This window comes from Methylibium petroleiphilum PM1 (genome assembly GCF_000015725.1).
In the GTDB taxonomy this organism is placed as follows: Bacteria; Pseudomonadota; Gammaproteobacteria; order Burkholderiales; family Burkholderiaceae_C; genus Methylibium; species Methylibium petroleiphilum.
In genome coordinates this window covers 3,289,581-3,307,856 of record NC_008825.1, presented here as the reverse complement: position 1 = coordinate 3,307,856, position 18,276 = coordinate 3,289,581, and the positions used below count along the sequence as shown (strand labels likewise).

Sequence of the window (18,276 nt, the reverse complement as noted above, 5' to 3'; positions counted from 1 at the left end):
GCCCGTACACTTCGGGCATGTCATCGATCTCTGTGACTCCTCTCTCCGGCATCGAGACCATCGATATCGCCCTCGGCGAGCGGAGCTATCCCATACGCATCGGCTCCGGCTTGCTGCGCGCGCCCGAAAGTTTTGCAGGCGTCCCGCGCAGCCCGTTGGCCGTCATCGTCAGCAACACCACGGTGGCGCCGCTCTATGCGCAGTCCCTGCGGGACGCTCTGCGCGGGAGGCACGCGCAGGTCGAGCTCATCACGTTGCCCGACGGCGAAAGCCACAAGGATTGGGCCGCGCTGAACCTGATCTTCGACGCGCTGCTGGCCAGAGGCGCCGATCGGAAGACGATCCTCTATGCGCTGGGCGGTGGGGTGGTCGGCGACATGACCGGCTTCGCCGCAGCCAGCTACATGCGCGGGGTGCCCTTCGTTCAGGTCCCCACCACGCTGCTGGCGCAGGTCGATTCCTCCGTGGGTGGCAAGACGGGTATCAACCACCCGCGCGGTAAGAACATGATCGGCGCGTTCCATCAGCCGGTCTGCGTCGTCGTCGATCTGGAGACGCTGAGCACGCTGCCGATGCGGGAGTTGCGCGCCGGCCTGGCCGAAGTCATCAAGTACGGGCCGATCGCCGATGCGAGCTTCCTGGGTTGGGTCGAAGCCAACCTGGATGCATTGCTTGCTCGCGATGTGGCCACCCTGCGCCATGCCGTGCGACGGTCGTGCGAGATCAAGGCGGCCGTCGTCGGTCAGGACGAGCGCGAGGCCGGCTTGCGGGCCATTCTCAATTTCGGCCATACCTTCGGTCATGCGATCGAGGCAGGTCTGGGTTACGGAGAGTGGCTCCATGGTGAGGCTGTCGGTTGCGGCATGGCGATGGCAGCCGAAACCTCGGCGCGACTGGGCCTGCTGCCCGAGGGGGACGCGGAGCGCCTGATCCGGCTCATCGATCGTGCGGGTTTGCCGGTGAAGGGGCCGGACCTGGGGGCGGATCGCTATCTCGAGCTCATGCGCCTCGACAAGAAGGCGGAAGCCGGCGAAATCAAGTTCGTGCTGCTCGACGCCATCGGGCATGCCGTGCTGCGCAGCGTGCCGGATGCAACCTTGCGTCAGGTCCTCGCTTCGCGCTGTACGTGATCCCCGCGATGCGCTGACGATGTCGCTCGCGTCCTACGCCAGCGATCCGGCCAGCGGCCGTGGCCGCCTTCACGCCGAAGCGCCCGCACCGACCCGGGACGATTACCAGCGCGATCGCGATCGCATCGTTCATTCCACCGCGTTCCGACGCCTCGTCTACAAGACCCAGGTCTTCCTCAACCACGAGGGCGACCTGTTCCGGACGCGGCTCACGCACTCGCTCGAGGTGGCGCAGCTCGCGCGTTCGATCGCCCGTGCTCTGCAGCTCAACGAAGACCTCACGGAAGCCATCGCGCTCGCGCACGATCTGGGACACACCCCGTTCGGACATGCGGGGCAGGATGAGTTGAACGGCTGCTTGCGACGCATCGATCCGCAGGGCTCGGGGTTCGAGCACAACCTTCAGTCGCTGAGGGTCGTCGACCGACTCGAACAACGATACGCTAGCTTCGAAGGATTGAATCTCAGTTTCGAGACAAGGGAAGGCATCCTCAAGCACTGCTCCAGACGCAACGCGCAGGCGCTCGAGCTGCAGGAGCCGGGCGGTGTCGGGCGCCGTTTTCTCGATGGCACGCAGCCCAGCCTGGAAGCGCAGTTGTGCAACCTCGCCGACGAGATCGCCTACAACGCACACGATGTCGACGACGGCGTGCGTTCGGGTTTGATCGGTCTCGAGCAGCTTCGCGAAGTGCCCTTGGTGGCAACCCACATGGATGCCGCTCGACGTGAGCATCCTGGCCTCCAGGGCCGCAGGCTCTTGTTCGAAACCTTGCGGCGCTTGCTGTCCGCCCAGGTCTACGACGTGATCGATGCCACTCGCGACGCGCTGCGGCAGCATCGCATCGAGAAGGTGTCCGATGTGAGGATGTCGCCGTTGCTGGTGCAGTTCACGCCGGCGATGCGGGACGAGAGCCTGGTACTGAAGCGCTTTCTGTTCGCGCAGCTCTACCGCCACCCGCAGGTCGAGAGCACGACGCACCGCGCAAGATGCGTGGTACGCGAACTGTTTGAGGCCTACGTGACGGGAGCTGCCGAGCTGCCGTCGGCTGCGGCCGAAAGCGCCACGCCGTTCCGCGCTGTTACCGACTATGTGGCGGGCATGACGGATCGCTTCGCGATCAGCGAGCACCGGCGCATCACGGGCCGCACTGTCTTCGAAGACCACGGACGGCTGTCTGGAGGGTAGTCTCTACTCCCTTGTGAGCAAATCGCAACATCCCCGTGTTGACCCGCTACGGGGCTCCGGGGGGCGTCGATACAGTCATTTGCAGAGGTTGTCGAGGCAGCGCCACGATGGCCCGATTCGAGAATCTGCAGGAGACGTTTCCCATGAACAAGACCCTCATCGCATTGGCCGCGACATCGGTTTTCGCCGCGTCGGCTCAGGCACAGAACTCGGTCACGCTATACGGCAGCGTGGATGCCGGTATCAACTACGTTTCGGGTCAGGACGCCGCCAAGACGCGATTGGCGAGCGGCATCATGGAAGGCTCGCGCTGGGGGTTCAAGGGCAATGAAGATCTAGGGGGTGGCTACCGCGCGCTCTTCGTGCTCGAAAGCCGTTTCGAGGCCGACACCGGCGCCATCAGCAATCGGGCGGCATCGGGCATCCAAGTCCCGGACCGCTTTCTCGATCTGCAGTTTCTCGGCGTGCCGCTGATCCCGCTGGCCCCGGGCGTGACGACCCAGACCGTCGTGAACCAGGTCGGCGCGCAACTGGGCAGCCAGATCGGCGTGAACCTGACCAACAACGTCTTCGACCGGCAGGCGTTCGTCGGTCTCGTCACACCGGTCGGTGCCGTGCTGGCGGGTCGGCAGTACACGCCGGCCTACGAGATGTTCTACGTGTTCGATTCGATGCAGACCGATTCCAGCCTGTCGGCCGCACAGATCGCCACGCTGCCGGCGGCAGTCGACATCCGTAAGAGCAACGCCCTGGCCTATCGACTGCAGAAGGATGGTTTCACGGCCACGCTGATGTATGCCTTCGGCGAAACCGGTGATTCCACCTCCAACAACCGCTACATGAGTGCCAACGCGTACTACAAGGGCAACGGCTTCGCGGTGGGGGCGGCCTACGGCACCAACAACAATGCCGTCGGCGACAAGGCTCTGACGGATGTGCTGCTGGGTGCTTCAGTGGACCTGGGTCCCGGCAAGCTGTCGACGCTCTATGCAACCTTCAAGGACGACAATCCTGGCGTTGGCGCGGACGTGACTGCGGGCTTGATCGCACAAAACCCGAGCCCCGCATTTGCGCCGCTCGCCACCTTGATCGGCAATGCTTTCGAGCGTGCGTTGCGCCAGGATTCCCGCTTGTTCCACGTGGGCTATCGTTTCAACTTCGGCCCGAGCACCGTGACGGTGGCCTACAACCACTACGACGATCGCACCATCGCCGATGCGGACGTTCAGTCCTACGGCGCTGTCTACACCTATGCACTCTCGAAGCGCACCGACGTCAATTTCGTGCTGACCCGCTTCGACAATGACGACAACGCTCAGGCCGCCCCGGGCGGCGGCGGATTCTTCGGCGGTGTGACCTCCGAGGCGGGCAAGGGCGCTCACAACATCGCGCTGGCGCTGCGCCACCGCTTCTGAGTCCCCTGCGGCCGGCGGCCCGCGCCGCTGCCGCGGTGTACCCTCGCGCGCCATGGCCCGATTGCCCCGCTTGATCGTTCCGGCGCTGCCGCACGTGGTGAGCCAGCGCGCGCAGCACGGCCAGACGATGGTGCAGGATGACACCGACCGCCAGTCATTGATGCAGTTGCTGCGCGAGGTGGCGGCGCAGCATCACGTCGCAATCCACGCCTACTCGGTGCTCGAGTCGCGTCTCGATCTGGTGGCTACGCCCGAGCAGGCGAGTGGTCTGAGCCTGGTCATGCAATCGGTGGCGCGCCGGCATGCGTCGGCCTTCAACCGACGCCACGGCCGTGTTGGCGGCTTGTGGGAAGGCCGCTTCCGGGCGGCCGTCATCGAACCGACCTCGTGGTTGCTGCCTTGCATGGTGTATGTCGAACGACTGGGGCATGGCGCTCAGGCGGCAGCAGCCGTGTCGCTGCCGTGTTCCAGCGAAGCGGCCCACCGCGGTCACGCTGCGGACCCGTTCCTGGTGCATCCGGCGGCGTACTGGGCGCTTGGCAACACACCCTTCGAGCGAGAGATGGCCTACGGCAGCATGCTCGAGCACGCGTTACCGGACCGCCAGGTGCAGGCCATCGAAGCGGCACTGCGGGGGGGCTGGGCGCTGGGATCCGACCGTTTCGTCGCGCAACTGGCCTCGGCCTCGTCACGACCGGTCGCGCCGAGGCCCAGAGGCCGACCACCGAAGATTCGGCCGGCGCACCAAATTTGATATGTCACCATTTAATTTCGCACCAGTGTCGAGCGCTCAATAATAAGAATCTGACCCTGAATTTTTTGATTGTCAGTTTTGCTGCGCTGCCGTAATCTCTTGGCCGTTTCCCGCCAGGAGAGCGCCGTGACCTCGTCCGCCCCAAGCCAGCAAGACATCGACACCCTTCGCCTCGAAGGCCTCTACGATCCGGCCCATGAACACGATGCCTGCGGCGTCGGCTTCGTGGCGCACATCAAGGGCCTCAAGGCACACAGCATCGTCGGCCAGGGGCTGAAGATCCTGGAGAACCTCGATCACCGTGGCGCGGTCGGGGCTGACAAGCTGATGGGTGACGGCGCTGGGATCCTGATCCAGATTCCCGACGAGTACTACCGCGCCGAGATGGCTCTCCAGGGCATCGAACTGCCGCCGCCCGGCGAGTACGGTGTCGGCATGATTTTCCTGCCCAAGGAACACGCCTCGCGACTGGCCTGCGAGCAGGCGCTGGAGCGCGCCGTGCACGCCGAAGGGCAGGTGCTGCTGGGCTGGCGCGACGTGCCGGTCGACCGGGCCATGCCGATGTCGCCCACGGTGCGGGCCAAGGAGCCGGTGATCCGTCAGATCTTCATCGGCCGTGGCGCCGACGTGATCGTGCCCGATGCGCTGGAGCGCAAGCTCTACGTGATCCGCAAGACGGCATCGGCGGCGATCCAGAAGTTGCAGCTCACGCACAGCCACGAGTACTACGTGCCCAGCATGAGCTGCCGCACCATCATCTATAAGGGTTTGCTGCTTGCCGATCAGGTGGGCACTTACTACCTGGATCTGCAAGACGAACGCACGGTGTCGGCGCTTGCGCTGGTGCACCAACGCTTCTCGACCAACACCTTCCCGGAATGGCCGCTGGCGCACCCCTACCGGATGGTGGCGCACAACGGCGAGATCAACACCGTCAAGGGCAACTTCAACTGGATGCGCGCGCGCCAGGGCGTGATGAAGTCGCCGGTGCTGGGGGATGACCTGAACAAGCTGTATCCGATCAGCTTCGATGGCCAGTCCGACACCGCGACCTTCGACAACGCGCTGGAATTGCTGACGATGGCCGGCTACCCGCTGGCTCACGCCGCGATGATGATGATCCCGGAGGCGTGGGAGCAGCATGCGACGATGGACGAGCGGCGCCGTGCCTTCTACGAATACCACGCTGCAATGCTGGAGCCGTGGGACGGTCCCGCCGCGATGGTGTTCACCGATGGCAAGCAGATCGGCGCCACCCTCGACCGCAACGGCCTGCGTCCGGCCCGCTACATCGTCACTGACGACGATCTGGTGGTGATGGCCTCCGAGTCCGGCGTGCTGCCGATCCCGGAGAACAAGATCGTCAAGAAGTGGCGCCTGCAGCCCGGCAAGATGTTTCTGATCGACCTGGAACAGGGCCGCATCGTCGACGACGAGGAACTGAAGAACACCTACGCCTCGGCCAAGCCCTACCGGCAGTGGATCGAGAACGTGCGCATCAAGCTCGACGCCATCGCCGCGCCGGCCGAGGCCGCGCCGGCCTTTGCCGAAAACCTGCTCGATCGCCAGCAGGCTTTCGGTTACACGCAGGAAGACATCAAGTTCCTGATGAGTCCGATGGCCCAGACCGGGGAAGAGGGCATCGGATCGATGGGCAACGACTCGCCGCTGGCCGTGCTGTCCGACAAGAACAAGCCGCTGTACAGCTACTTCAAGCAGATGTTCGCGCAGGTCACCAACCCGCCGATCGATCCGATCCGCGAGGCGATCGTGATGTCGCTGAACAGCTTCATCGGCCCCAAGCCCAACCTGCTGGACATCAATGCGGTCAACCCGCCGATGCGGCTGGAGGTCGCGCAACCCATCCTCGACTTCGAGGACATGGCGCGCCTGCGTAGCATCGAGAAGCCGACGCACGGCAAATTCAAGTCGTATGAGCTCAACATCGTCTATCCGTACGCCTGGGGCGGTGAGGGCGTGGAGGCCAAGCTGGCATCGCTGTGCGCCGAGGCGGTGGACGCGATCCAGGGCGGCCACAACATCCTGATCATCACCGACCGTCGCATGAGCCGCGACCAGATCGCGATCCCCGCGCTGCTGGCCCTGTCTGCGATCCACCAGCACCTGGTTCGCGAGGGCCTGCGCACCACCGCCGGCCTGGTGGTCGAGACCGGCTCGGCGCGTGAGGTGCATCATTTCGGCGTGCTTGCCGGCTACGGCGCCGAGGCCGTGCACCCCTACCTCGCGATGGAGACGCTGGCCTCGCTGCACAAGGAGTTGCCAGGCGACCTGTCGGCCGACAAGGCGATCTACAACTACGTGAAGGCGATCGGCAAGGGCTTGTCGAAGATCATGTCCAAGATGGGCGTGTCGACCTACATGTCCTACTGCGGTGCGCAACTGTTCGAGGCGATCGGCCTCAACAAGCCGCTGGTCGAGAAGTACTTCCGCGGCACGGCCTCGCAAGTCGGCGGCATCGGCGTGTTCGAGGTTGCCGAAGAGGCGTTGCGCATGCACAGGGCAGCTTTCGGCGACGACCCGGTCCTGGCGACGATGCTCGACGCTGGTGGCGAGTACGCCTGGCGTACACGCGGCGAGGAGCACATGTGGACGCCGGACGCCATCGCGAAGCTGCAACACAGCACGCGCGCGAACAAGTTCGACACCTACAAGGAATACGCCCAGCTGATCAATGACCAGTCGCGCCGGCACATGACGCTGCGTGGGCTGTTCGAGTTCAAGCTCGACCCCAGCAAGGCCATCCCGCTCGATCAGGTCGAACCGGCCAGCGAGATCGTCAAGCGTTTCGCCACCGGCGCCATGTCGCTCGGCTCGATCAGCACCGAGGCGCACAGCACCCTCGCGATCGCGATGAACCGCATCGGCGGCAAGTCCAACACCGGCGAGGGCGGCGAGGACCCTGCGCGCTACCGCAACGAGCTCAAGGGCATCCCGATCAAGCAGGGCACGATGGTCAGCGAAGTGGTCGGCAGCAAGGTGATCGAGGCCGACTACGAGCTGAAGGACGGCGATTCGCTGCGCTCGAAGATCAAGCAGGTGGCGTCGGGGCGCTTCGGCGTGACGACCGAGTACCTGGTCTCGGCCGACCAGATCCAGATCAAGATGGCCCAGGGCGCGAAGCCCGGCGAGGGCGGCCAGTTGCCGGGTGGCAAGGTGTCCGAGTACATCGGCATGTTGCGCTACTCGGTGCCGGGCGTCGGCCTGATCTCGCCGCCGCCGCACCACGACATCTACTCGATCGAGGACCTTGCGCAGCTGATCCACGACCTGAAGAACGCCAACCCGCGCGCCTCCATCAGCGTCAAGCTGGTGTCGGAGGTGGGTGTCGGCACGATCGCCGCCGGCGTCGCCAAGGCCAAGAGCGACCACGTGGTGATCGCCGGTCACGACGGCGGTACCGGGGCCTCGCCGTGGTCCAGCATCAAGCACGCCGGCACGCCCTGGGAGCTTGGCCTGGCCGAGACCCAGCAGACGCTGGTGCTCAACGGTCTTCGTGGCCGCATCCGCGTGCAGGCCGACGGCCAGATGAAGACCGGCCGCGACGTCGTGATCGGTGCGCTGCTCGGGGCCGACGAGTTCGGCTTCGCGACCGCACCGCTGGTGGTCGAGGGCTGCATCATGATGCGCAAGTGCCACCTCAACACCTGTCCGGTGGGCGTGGCAACGCAGGATCCGGTGCTGCGCGCCAAGTTCCAGGGCAAGCCCGAGCACGTCGTCAACTACTTCTTCTTCGTTGCCGAGGAAGCGCGCCAGATCATGGCGCAACTGGGCATCCGCAGCTTCGACGAACTGGTCGGTCGCGCCGATCTGCTCGACACCAAGAAGGGCGTGTCGCACTGGAAGGCGCGCGGCCTCGATTTCGGGCGTGTGTTCCACCTGCCGCAGGTGGGCGCGGACGTGCCGCGTCGCCAGGTCGACGTGCAGGATCACGGCCTGGCCAAGGCGCTCGACGTGCGCCTGATCGAGAAGTGCCGTCCAGCCATCGAGCGTGGCGAGAAGGTCCAGTTCATGGACGAGACGCGCAACGTCAACCGCACCGTCGGCGCCATGCTGTCGGGCGAATTGATCCGCCACCGGCCCGAAGGCCTGCCCGACCACACCATCTTCATGCAGATGGAAGGCGTGGGCGGCCAGAGCTTCGGCGCCTTCCTGGCGCAGGGCATCACGCTCTACCTGATCGGCGATGCGAACGACTACACCGGCAAGGGTCTGAGCGGCGGCCGCGTGGTGGTGCGCCCGAGCATCGACTTCCGAGGCGACGCCACGCAGAACATCATCGTCGGCAACACGGTGCTCTACGGGGCCACCAGCGGCGAGGCCTTCTTCCGCGGCGTGGCCGGCGAACGCTTCGCGGTGCGACTGTCGGGCGCGACCACGGTGGTCGAAGGAACCGGTGACCACGGCTGCGAATACATGACCGGCGGCACGGTGGTCGTGCTCGGCAAGACCGGGCGCAACTTTGCGGCCGGCATGTCGGGCGGCATCGCCTACGTCTACGACGAAGACGGCAGCTTCTCGCAGCGTTGCAACACCGCGATGGTCGCGATGGACAAGGTACTCACGGCCGACGAGCAGCGCAGTACCCAGGAAGCCGCCATCTTCCACAAGGGTGTGGCCGACGAGGTGCTGCTGCGCAAGCTGATCGAGGACCACCACCGCTGGACCGGCTCGCTGCGCGCGCGCGACATCCTCGACCACTGGCCGGCGGCACGCGGCAAGTTCGTCAAGGTCTTCCCGCACGAGTACAAGCGGGCGCTGGGCGAGATCCACGCCAAGAAGGAGGCCAGCGAGACCATCGCCAAGGCCAGGACCAACGACAAGAAGTCGAGCAAGGCCAAGGCCTGAGGCCGGCCTTCCAGAGCGGCCGCACGGAGCATCACACCATGGGAAAAGTCACCGGATTTCTGGAATACGAGCGTCTCGAGGAAGGCTACGCGCCGGTCGAGCAGCGGCTCAAGCACTACAAGGAATTCGTCATCGGGCTGAAGGACGAGGAAGCCAAGGTCCAGAGCGCACGCTGTATGGACTGCGGCACGCCGTTCTGCAACAGCGGCTGTCCGGTCAACAACATCATTCCCGACTTCAACGACCTCGTGTACCGAGGGGACTGGGCGAACGCGATCGCGGTGCTGCACAGCACGAACAACTTCCCCGAGTTCACCGGTCGCATCTGCCCGGCGCCGTGCGAGGCCGCCTGCACGCTCAATGTCAACGACGACGCGGTCGGCATCAAGAGCATCGAACACGCCATCATCGATCGCGCATGGGCCGAGGGTTGGGTGCAGGCACAGCCTGCGCGCCACAAGACCGGCAAGACGGTGGCGGTCGTCGGCTCGGGGCCGGCCGGCATGGCGGCGGCACAGCAGCTCGCACGGGCCGGCCACGCCGTCACGCTGTTCGAGAAGAACGACCGCATCGGCGGCCTGCTGCGCTACGGCATCCCCGACTTCAAGATGGAGAAGACGCACATCGATCGGCGCGTCGAGCAGATGAAGGCCGAAGGGGTGGTGTTCCGAACCGGGGTGCTGGTCGGTCACCTGCCGGAAGGCTCGAAGGTCACGAACTGGGCCAAGGAGATCGTGTCGCCCGAGCAGCTGAAGGCCGAGTTCGATGCCGTCGTGCTGACCGGGGGTGCCGAACAGAGTCGCGACCTGCCGGTGCCGGGGCGTGATCTCGACGGCGTGCACTTCGCGATGGAGTTCCTGCCGCAGCAGAACAAGATCAATGCCGGCGACAAGCTCAAGGGCCAGATCCGCGCCGACGGCAAGCATGTCATCGTGATCGGCGGTGGCGACACGGGCAGCGACTGCGTCGGCACCAGCAACCGCCACGGCGCGAAGAGCGTGACGCAGTTCGAGCTGATGCCCATGCCGCCGGAGCAGGAGAACAAGGAGCTCACCTGGCCCTACTGGCCGTACAAGCTGCGCACCAGCTCCAGCCATGACGAGGGTTGCGAGCGCGAGTTCGCGATCGCCACCAAGGAGTTCATCGGCGACAAGGGCAAGGTCACGGCGCTGAAGACCGTGCGCGTCGAGTGGCAGGGCGGCAAGATGGTCGAGGTGCCGGGCAGTGAGCAGGTGCTCAAGGCCGATCTGGTGCTGCTGGCGATGGGCTTCGTCAGCCCCGTGTCGACCGTGCTCGACGCCTTCGGCATCGACAAGGACAGCCGCGGCAACGCCAAGGCGACGACCGACTTCACCGGGGGCTACCAGACCAATGTGCCCAAGGTGTTCGCTGCCGGAGACGTCCGCCGTGGTCAGTCGCTCGTGGTGTGGGCGATCCGCGAAGGGCGCCAGGCCGCCCGCGCCGTGGACGAGTTCCTGATGGGATACAGCGACCTGCCCCGCTAGGGCCTGCCGCAACGCCGAGCCCGTGCGGACGGGCCGGCCTCCGGGCGCTGCGCAGCAGGCGCCCCGGGTATCCCCTATCATCCGCGAAGCCGGGTCCTCTGATTCGGCTTTTTCACTTCGGCCCATGACAAGTCCAACAGCGCCGTCGAACCCCGGCCGCGACCCGAACGCTCTCGTCGAACTCCAGCATGTCACGTGCGGCTACGGCGAGCGCGTGATCCTGCGCGACGTGGATCTGGTCGTACCGCGCGGCAGCGTGCTCGCGCTGATGGGCACTTCGGGCGGCGGCAAGACAACGGTGCTACGACTGATCGGTCGTCAGCTCGAGCCGATGAGCGGCAAGGTGCTGTTCGACGGCACCGACCTCGCCACGCTGGGCCGGGACGGCCTCTATGCGGCGAGGCGCCGCATGGGCATGCTGTTTCAGTTCGGCGCCCTGTTCACCGACCTGTCGGTGTTCGACAACGTGGCGTTTCCCCTGCGCGAACACAGCGGGCTCGGCGAAGCCATCATCCGCGATCTGGTGCTGATGAAGCTCAACGCCGTCGGCTTGCGCGGTGCTCGCGATCTGATGCCGAGTGAGGTGTCCGGCGGCATGGCGCGCCGTGTGGCGCTGGCCAGGGCGATCGCGCTCGACCCCGAACTGATGCTTTACGACGAGCCCTTCGCGGGTCTGGACCCGATCTCGATGGGCGTGGCCGCACGGCTGATCCGCGAGCTCAACCGGGCGCTCGGCATCACCAGCATCGTGGTCTCGCACGATGTCGACGAGACCTTCTCGATTGCCGACCAGGTGGTCTTCATTGCCAACGGCGGTGTGGTCGCGCAAGGCACGCCAGCCGAGATGCGGGCCAGCGAGGATCCGCTGGTGCGTCAATTCGTCGACGCCCAGGCCGACGGCCCGGTGCGCTTCCATTACCCCGCCGCGAGCGCGAACGAGGACTTCCAGGTGGGCTCCTCATGAGCTGGTACCGCCCGTCGGACGTCGGATACGCGGTGCGCGCCCAGCTCACAGGCCTGGGTGCCGCGGCGCGCCTGTTCGGGCGCATGCTCGCGAGCTTCGGTCCGGCCCTGCGGCGCGGGCGGCTGGTGGTCGACCAGGTGCACTTCCTGGGCAACCACTCGCTCGCGATCATCACCGTGTCGGGCCTGTTCGTCGGCTTCGTGCTCGGCCTGCAGGGCTACTACACGCTGCAGCGCTACGGCTCGTCGGAAGCGCTCGGCCTGCTCGTCGCGCTGTCGCTGGTGCGCGAACTCGGCCCGGTGGTCACCGCGCTGCTGTTCGCCGGGCGCGCGGGCACCTCGCTCACCGCCGAGATCGGCCTCATGAAGGCCGGTGAGCAGCTCACCGCGATGGAGATGATGGCGGTCGACCCGGTGCAGCGGGTGCTCGCGCCGCGTTTCTGGGGCGGTGTCTTCGCGATGCCGCTGCTGGCAGCGGTGTTCAGTGCCGTCGGCATCCTGGGGGGCTGGGCGGTCGGCGTGCTGCTGATCGGCATCGACGCTGGCGGATTCTGGTCGCAGATGCAGGGCGGGGTCGACGTGTTCAAGGATGTCGGCAACGGCATCGTGAAGAGCATGGTGTTCGGTGTCACGGTGACGTTCGTGGCGCTGTGGGAGGGCTACACCTGCCAACCGACGCCGGAGGGTGTGTCCCGGGCCACCACACGCACCGTCGTCGTGGCCTCGCTCGCCGTGCTCGGGCTCGATTTCGTGCTGACGGCGATGATGTTCTCGATTTGACGACGGACGAGGCGCCCGTCAGGAGTAGGAAGATGCAGAAATCCAAGCATGACGTGTGGGTCGGTCTGTTCGTGATGATCGGTGCCGCGGCGATCGTGTTCCTGGCCCTGAAGGCCGGCAACCTGCTGAGCCTGAGCTTCGACGACACCTACACGGTCTCGGCTCGCTTCGACAACATCGGCGGGCTCAAGGTGCGCGCGCCGGTGAAGAGCGCCGGTGTCGTGGTCGGGCGCGTGGTCGCGATCGGCTTCGATGCCGACACCTACCAGGCCCGCGTCGAGATCGATCTCGAGAAGCGCTTCGGCTTCCCGGCGGACAGTTCGGCCAAAATCCTCACGTCTGGGCTGCTCGGCGAGCAGTACATCGGCCTTGAGCCAGGCACTGAGGAGAAGCTGATGGTCACCGGCGACAAGATCCGCGTCACGCAGTCGGCGGTGGTGCTGGAGAACCTGATCAGCCAGTTCCTGTACAGCAAGTCGTCCGACTCGAACAACGGCGAGGGAGCGAAGAAGTGAAATCGGGTGTCTGTCGATCGGCGATCCTGGCGGTGGCCCTGGCGCTCGGCCTCGTCGGCTGCGCCACCGTCGAGCAGCCCGACCCGCTGGAGAAGCTCAACCGCAAGACCTTCGCGTTCAACGAGACGGTGGACCAGTACCTGATCGCGCCGCCGGCGCGCGTCTATCGCGAAGTTGTGCCCTCGGTCGCTCGCCAGGGCATCGACAACTTCTTCAACAACCTGCGCGATGTCTGGTCGGCCTTCAATCTGATCCTCCAGGGCCGCTTCGGCGACAGTGCGAACGACGTGATGCGTTTCGGCACGAACACCGTGTTCGGCCTCGTCGGCTTCGTCGACTGGGCCTCCGCGCTGGGCCTCGCGCCGCACTACGAGGATTTCGGCCAGACGCTGGGCGTCTGGGGCTTCGATGCCGGTGCCTACCTGGTGCTCCCGGTGCTGGGGCCGTCTTCGGCGCGCGATGCGGTCGGTCTGCCGGTCGACCTGCTGGCCTCGCCGGACCAGGTGGTCGAATCGGTCCGGTTGCGCAATGCGCTGACCGGCCTGCGCGTGATCAACACGCGCGCGGGGCTGCTCGACGCCACCGGGCTGCTCGACGACATCGCGCTCGACAAGTACAGCTTCGTGCGCGACGCCTACCTGCAGCGCCGCCGCAGCCTGGTGGAGGACGGCCGGCGTCGCGATGCAGGAGCGGTCGAAGAGGATTACGTTCCCGACGAACCGGCTACTCCTGCCTCTGCGCCGGCGGAGCCCGCCAGTGCGCCAGTGCCACAGGCCCGACCCTGAGCGCGGCGTGGTGATGCGCCCGATCCTGAAACCCCGGGCGCTGCGTCGCGTTGAACCTCATTGCAACGTCATGTAGCGTGGCGAACTTGTCGCCGCAAACGGTCTCCAAAAGGCTCGATCGTGGTCGTTTCCACTGAAAGGCAAACAAACATGCTGAAACGTCAATTCCTGTCGCTGAGTCTGGTCGCCCTCGGTCTGGCGCACGGCGTCGCGCTGGCCCAGACCGTGGCGCAGACGCCCGACGGCCTGGTCAAGCAGGTGTCCACCGAGGTGCTCGATTCCATCAAGGCCGACAAGGCCATCCAGGGTGGCGACACCCAGCGCATCCTCGCGCTGGTCGACGCCAAGATCCTGCCGCACGTGGACTTCGACGCCATGACCGAGTTCGCTGCCGGCAAGGCGGCCTGGAGTCAGGCGACGCCGGACCAGCGCGCCCGGCTCCAGGACGAGTTCAAGGTCATGCTGGTGCGCCAGTACGCGGCGGCGTTTGCGCAGGTACGCGACCAGACGATCGAGTTCGGCCGGGTCGTCAAGAGTCCGGACAACCCCGGTGAAGTCATCGTGCGCACCAAGATCGTCGGCCAGCGCGATCCGGTGCCCATCAACTACTACCTGCGTCGGACCGGCGATGCCTGGAAGATCCACGACCTGGATGTGCTGGGCATCCGCCTCGGCCTGAGCTACCAGCAGCAGTGGATGCCCATCATCAAGGCCAAGGGCATGGACGCCCTGATCGCCGAACTGGCCCAGCGCAACAAGAGCGCTGGCGCCCGGGGCTGAGCGGGCATGCTGCTGCTGCCCGAGACGCTGACCCTGAACGAGGCGCGCGACACGTTGCGGCTGCTCAAGGTCTCGCTGGAGCGCGAGGCCGAGCCGCTGCTGGTGATCGACGGATCGCAGCTGCAGCGCTTCGACTCCACGGCACTGGCCGTGCTCCTCGAATGCCGCCGGCTCGCCCAGGCCTGGGGCAAGCGTTTCGAGCTGACGGCCGTGCCCGAGAAGCTCAGCGAGCTGTCCCGGCTCTACGGGATCGACGATTTGCTCACGCCCTCGCCAGTGCAGGCGTGAGTTCGGTGCCCTGGCGGGCGCGGTGCGGGACGGGTGTCGGTTTACCATCGACGCTCACTCGACCGTGTCGTGCGCGAAGCCCATGTCCAGCCAACTCGAGCAGCTCAAGGCCTACACCACCGTGGTCGCCGACACCGGCGACTTCAAGCAGATCGCGGCCTTCGCGCCGCGCGATGCCACCACCAACCCGTCGCTGATCCTGAAGGCCGTCAGCCAGCCGGCCTATGCGCCGCTGCTGGCGCAGACTGCCGCGGCGCACCGCGGCCAGCCGCTCGACGCGATCGTCGACCGCGTGCTGGTGCGCTTCGGCTGCGAAATTCTCAACGTCGTCCCGGGACGCGTTTCGACCGAGGTCGACGCCCGGTTGAGCTTCGATGCCGCGGCCACCGTGGCGCGGGCCCAGCGCATCATGGCGCTGTACGAATCCGAGGGCATCGCTCGCGAGCGCGTGCTGATCAAGATCGCCGCCACCTGGGAAGGCATCCAGGCCGCCAAGGCGCTCGAGCACCACGGCATCCACTGCAACCTGACCCTGCTGTTCGCGTTCTGCCAGGCGGTGGCCTGCGGCGAGTCGGGCGTGCGGCTGATCTCGCCCTTCGTCGGGCGCATCCACGACTGGCACAAGAAGGCGGCCGGCGCGCGCTGGGACGAGGCCGCCAATGCCGGTGCCAATGATCCCGGCGTGAAGTCGGTGGCGCAGATCTGGCGCTACTTCCGCAAGTTCGGTATCGAGACCGAGGTCATGGGCGCCAGCTTCCGCAACACCGGGCAGATCCTGGCACTGGCGGGCTGTGACCTGCTGACGATCTCGCCGGAGCTTCTGGCCCAGCTGCAGGCCAGCGAGGCGACGGTGATGCGGGCACTCGACGTCGATGCCGCGCTGCACTGCGATGCCAAGGCGCTGAGCTTCAACGAGGCGAGCTTCCGCTACGCACTCAACGAGGACGCGATGGCCACCGAAAAGCTCGCCGAGGGCATCCGTGCCTTCGCGGTCGACGCCGCGCAGCTCGACCGGCTGATCCAGGCGCTGTGATGTCCGCTTCCTGGGTGCGTGGCGACCGCACGGCGGCCTGGGCGGACTTGAGCGCGCATTTCGCCGCGTCGGCCGCGAACTTCGACCTGCGCACCGCCTTCGCCGGCGATGCGCGGCGCTTCGAGCGCTTCGGTGTCGAGGCCCCCCACTTGTTCGCCGATCTGTCGAAGAACTGGCTGGATGCGCCCGCGCTGGCGCTGCTGCTGCGTCTGGCGCGTGAGGTCGGCCTGGAAGGGCGGCGCGACGCGATGCTCGCCGGCGCACCGCTGAACAACACCGAAGGCCGCGCCGTGCTGCACACCGCGCTGCGGGCGCCGCGCGACGCAGCGCCCCACGGCAGCGAGGTGCACGCGACGCTCGATGCGATGCTGGCCTTTGCCGAGCGCGTGCGCGACACCGCGCACAGTGGCATCACCGATGTGGTGAACATCGGCATCGGTGGCTCCGACCTCGGCCCGCAGATGGCGGTGCCCGCGCTGCAGGCCTACACGCAGGCCGGCCTGCGCAGCCATTTCGTCTCCAACCTCGACGGCCACGAGCTCGCGCCGCTGTTGACGCAGCTGGATCCGCAAAGCACGCTGTTCATCATCGCGTCCAAGACCTTCACCACCCAGGAGACGATGGCCAACGCCGAGACGGCCAAGGCCTGGTTCCTGGCGCGCGGTGGACGCGACATCGCTCGCCACTTCGTCGCGACCACCACCAACGTCGACGCCGCGGTGGCCTTCGGCATCGACACCGCCTTCGGCTTCTGGGACTGGGTCGGCGGCCGCTACTCGCTGTGGTCGGCCATCGGCCTGCCGGTGGCCATCGCGCTGGGTGCCACGCACTTCCGCGCACTGCTGGGCGGCGCCCATGCGATGGATCGCCATTTCGCGACGGCGCCGCTGGAGCGCAACCTGCCGGTGCTGCTGGGCCTGCTCGACGTCTGGTACCGCAACTTCCACGGGCTGACGAGCCGCAGCGTCGCGCCCTATCACCAGGGCCTGCGCCGCCTGCCGGCCTATCTGCAGCAGCTCGAGATGGAGAGCAACGGCAAGTGCGTCGACCGCGACGGCGAGCCGCTGCCGTTCGCGACCTCGCCGGTGGTCTGGGGCGAACCGGGCACGAACGCTCAGCACGCCTATTTCCAGATGCTGCACCAGGGCAGCGACGTGATCCCGGTCGAGTTCATCGCCGTGCGCGATACCAGCCATGCACACCTCGATCTGCCGCCGGCCCTTCAGCCATTGCTGGCCGAACAGCAGCGCAAGCTGCTGGCGAACTGCCTGGCGCAGTCCCAGGCGCTGATGGCGGGTAAAAGCGAGGCACAGGCGCTGGCCGAGCGGGCCCCGACGGCCGCAGCCGACATGCCGCGCGACGTGCTGGCGCGGCACCGCAGCTTCCCAGGCAACCGACCGAGCACCACGCTGCTGCTGGAGCGCCTCGATCCGGCGACGCTCGGCGCGCTGATCGCGATGTACGAGCATCGCGTCTTCACCAGCGGCGCAGTCTGGGGTATCAACAGTTTTGACCAGTGGGGCGTGGAGCTCGGCAAGGCGATGTGCAGTGAACTTCTGCCGCGGTTGACGACGGGCGACGCGAGCGGTCTCGATGGTTCGACCGTCGGCCTGCTGCGCAAGCTGGGGACGCCATGACGCAGCGCGCGGTGGTGTTCGATTTCGGTGGCGTCGTGTTCCGCTGGCAGCCGCTGCAGCTGCTGCAGCAGGTGCTGCCTCAGCACGCCGGCGATGCCGAGGCCTCGCAATCCCTGGCCGAGCGCATCTTCCAGGGTTTCCGGCTGGGCAGCGACTGGGCCGCGTTCGACCGCGGCACGGTCGGCACCGACGAACTGGTGGCGCGCATCTCGGCGCGCACAGGTCTGGCCGACGACGAGGTGCGTGCCGTCGTTGAGGCCGTGCCACCGCATCTGGAGGTGCAGGCCGGCACGCTGGCCCTGATGCGGTCGCTGCGCGAGGCCAAGCATCCGCTCTACTACCTGTCGAATATGCCCGCACCCTATGCCGACTACCTGGAGCGGCACCACGAGTTCTTCGCGTGGTTCGAGGCGGGCCTGTTTTCGGCGCGCGTGGGGTTGATCAAGCCCGAACCGGCGATCTTCGAGCGCGCCGTAAGCGACTTCGGCATCGACCCGGCGCGCAGCATCTTCATCGACGACCATGCCGACAACGTCGCCGCAGCGCGGGCTGCAGGATGGCAGGCCCTGCATTTCACCAGCCCACAGGGCTGCGAAGCGGCGCTGAAGGCCGAAGGTTGGCTCTAGCCGCCGTTGCGGC

Annotated in this window: 15 protein-coding genes; all 15 read left to right on the top strand. The window is 66.5% G+C overall.

Going from position 1 to position 18,276, the window contains the following annotated elements; genetic code table 11:
- Positions 1–17: 17 nt before the first annotated feature.
- Positions 18–1,130: a 3-dehydroquinate synthase gene (gene aroB, locus MPE_RS15680; protein WP_011830683.1), complete on the top strand. Its 1,113-nt coding sequence runs from the start codon at positions 18–20 to the stop codon at positions 1,128–1,130.
- Between the two features lie 19 nt (positions 1,131–1,149).
- Complete coding sequence (locus MPE_RS15675) at positions 1,150–2,316, top strand: deoxyguanosinetriphosphate triphosphohydrolase (protein WP_011830682.1); 1,167 nt, start codon at positions 1,150–1,152, stop codon at positions 2,314–2,316.
- Positions 2,317–2,459: 143 nt separating this feature from the next.
- Positions 2,460–3,731: a porin gene (locus MPE_RS15670; protein WP_036231366.1), complete on the top strand. Its 1,272-nt coding sequence runs from the start codon at positions 2,460–2,462 to the stop codon at positions 3,729–3,731.
- A gap of 97 nt (positions 3,732–3,828) precedes the next feature.
- The gene (locus MPE_RS15665; RefSeq protein WP_158304626.1) at positions 3,829–4,485 is read left to right on the top strand and encodes a transposase; all 657 of its coding nucleotides are present in this window, start codon (positions 3,829–3,831) and stop codon (positions 4,483–4,485) included.
- 126 nt (positions 4,486–4,611) lie between these two features.
- On the top strand, positions 4,612–9,351 hold the full coding sequence (locus tag MPE_RS15660; RefSeq protein ID WP_011830679.1) for a glutamate synthase-related protein: 4,740 nt from the start codon (positions 4,612–4,614) through the stop codon (positions 9,349–9,351).
- A 38-nt stretch (positions 9,352–9,389) separates the two neighbouring features.
- The gene (locus tag MPE_RS15655; protein WP_011830678.1) at positions 9,390–10,856 is read left to right on the top strand and encodes a glutamate synthase subunit beta; all 1,467 of its coding nucleotides are present in this window, start codon (positions 9,390–9,392) and stop codon (positions 10,854–10,856) included.
- 124 nt (positions 10,857–10,980) lie between these two features.
- Entirely contained in the window at positions 10,981–11,820 is an 840-nt protein-coding gene (locus MPE_RS15650) for an ABC transporter ATP-binding protein (RefSeq protein ID WP_011830677.1), read from the top strand.
- Positions 11,817–12,599, top strand: coding sequence for a lipid asymmetry maintenance ABC transporter permease subunit MlaE (gene mlaE, locus MPE_RS15645; protein WP_011830676.1), 783 nt, complete (start codon positions 11,817–11,819; stop codon positions 12,597–12,599). The genes MPE_RS15650 and mlaE overlap by 4 nt, the downstream gene beginning before the upstream one ends.
- 32 nt (positions 12,600–12,631) lie before the next feature.
- A complete protein-coding gene (gene mlaD, locus MPE_RS15640; protein WP_011830675.1) occupies positions 12,632–13,114 on the top strand; it encodes an outer membrane lipid asymmetry maintenance protein MlaD in 483 nt (160 codons plus the stop codon).
- Entirely contained in the window at positions 13,111–13,899 is a 789-nt protein-coding gene (locus tag MPE_RS15635; RefSeq protein WP_011830674.1) for an MlaA family lipoprotein, read from the top strand. Before mlaD ends, MPE_RS15635 begins: the two co-directional genes overlap by 4 nt.
- Positions 13,900–14,049: 150 nt before the next feature.
- Complete coding sequence (locus MPE_RS15630) at positions 14,050–14,679, top strand: MlaC/ttg2D family ABC transporter substrate-binding protein (protein WP_011830673.1); 630 nt, start codon at positions 14,050–14,052, stop codon at positions 14,677–14,679.
- Between the two features lie 6 nt (positions 14,680–14,685).
- Positions 14,686–14,967: an STAS domain-containing protein gene (locus MPE_RS15625; RefSeq protein ID WP_011830672.1), complete on the top strand. Its 282-nt coding sequence runs from the start codon at positions 14,686–14,688 to the stop codon at positions 14,965–14,967.
- Positions 14,968–15,049: 82 nt separating this feature from the next.
- Entirely contained in the window at positions 15,050–16,000 is a 951-nt protein-coding gene (tal, locus tag MPE_RS15620; RefSeq protein WP_011830671.1) for a transaldolase, read from the top strand.
- The gene (pgi, locus tag MPE_RS15615) at positions 16,000–17,637 is read left to right on the top strand and encodes a glucose-6-phosphate isomerase (RefSeq protein WP_011830670.1); all 1,638 of its coding nucleotides are present in this window, start codon (positions 16,000–16,002) and stop codon (positions 17,635–17,637) included. The genes tal and pgi overlap by 1 nt, the downstream gene beginning before the upstream one ends.
- The gene (locus MPE_RS15610; RefSeq protein WP_011830669.1) at positions 17,634–18,263 is read left to right on the top strand and encodes an HAD family hydrolase; all 630 of its coding nucleotides are present in this window, start codon (positions 17,634–17,636) and stop codon (positions 18,261–18,263) included. Before pgi ends, MPE_RS15610 begins: the two co-directional genes overlap by 4 nt.
- Positions 18,264–18,276: the final 13 nt, after the last annotated feature.

Coding starts and splice junctions, on each gene's coding strand:
- aroB (WP_011830683.1), top strand. CDS start 18: ATGTCATCGATCTCTGTGACTCCTCTCTCCGGCATCGAGACCATCGAT.
- MPE_RS15675 (WP_011830682.1), top strand. CDS start 1,150: ATGTCGCTCGCGTCCTACGCCAGCGATCCGGCCAGCGGCCGTGGCCGC.
- MPE_RS15670 (WP_036231366.1), top strand. CDS start 2,460: ATGAACAAGACCCTCATCGCATTGGCCGCGACATCGGTTTTCGCCGCG.
- MPE_RS15655 (WP_011830678.1), top strand. CDS start 9,390: ATGGGAAAAGTCACCGGATTTCTGGAATACGAGCGTCTCGAGGAAGGC.
- MPE_RS15650 (WP_011830677.1), top strand. CDS start 10,981: ATGACAAGTCCAACAGCGCCGTCGAACCCCGGCCGCGACCCGAACGCT.
- mlaE (WP_011830676.1), top strand. CDS start 11,817: ATGAGCTGGTACCGCCCGTCGGACGTCGGATACGCGGTGCGCGCCCAG.
- mlaD (WP_011830675.1), top strand. CDS start 12,632: ATGCAGAAATCCAAGCATGACGTGTGGGTCGGTCTGTTCGTGATGATC.
- MPE_RS15630 (WP_011830673.1), top strand. CDS start 14,050: ATGCTGAAACGTCAATTCCTGTCGCTGAGTCTGGTCGCCCTCGGTCTG.
- MPE_RS15625 (WP_011830672.1), top strand. CDS start 14,686: ATGCTGCTGCTGCCCGAGACGCTGACCCTGAACGAGGCGCGCGACACG.
- tal (WP_011830671.1), top strand. CDS start 15,050: ATGTCCAGCCAACTCGAGCAGCTCAAGGCCTACACCACCGTGGTCGCC.
- pgi (WP_011830670.1), top strand. CDS start 16,000: ATGTCCGCTTCCTGGGTGCGTGGCGACCGCACGGCGGCCTGGGCGGAC.
- MPE_RS15610 (WP_011830669.1), top strand. CDS start 17,634: ATGACGCAGCGCGCGGTGGTGTTCGATTTCGGTGGCGTCGTGTTCCGC.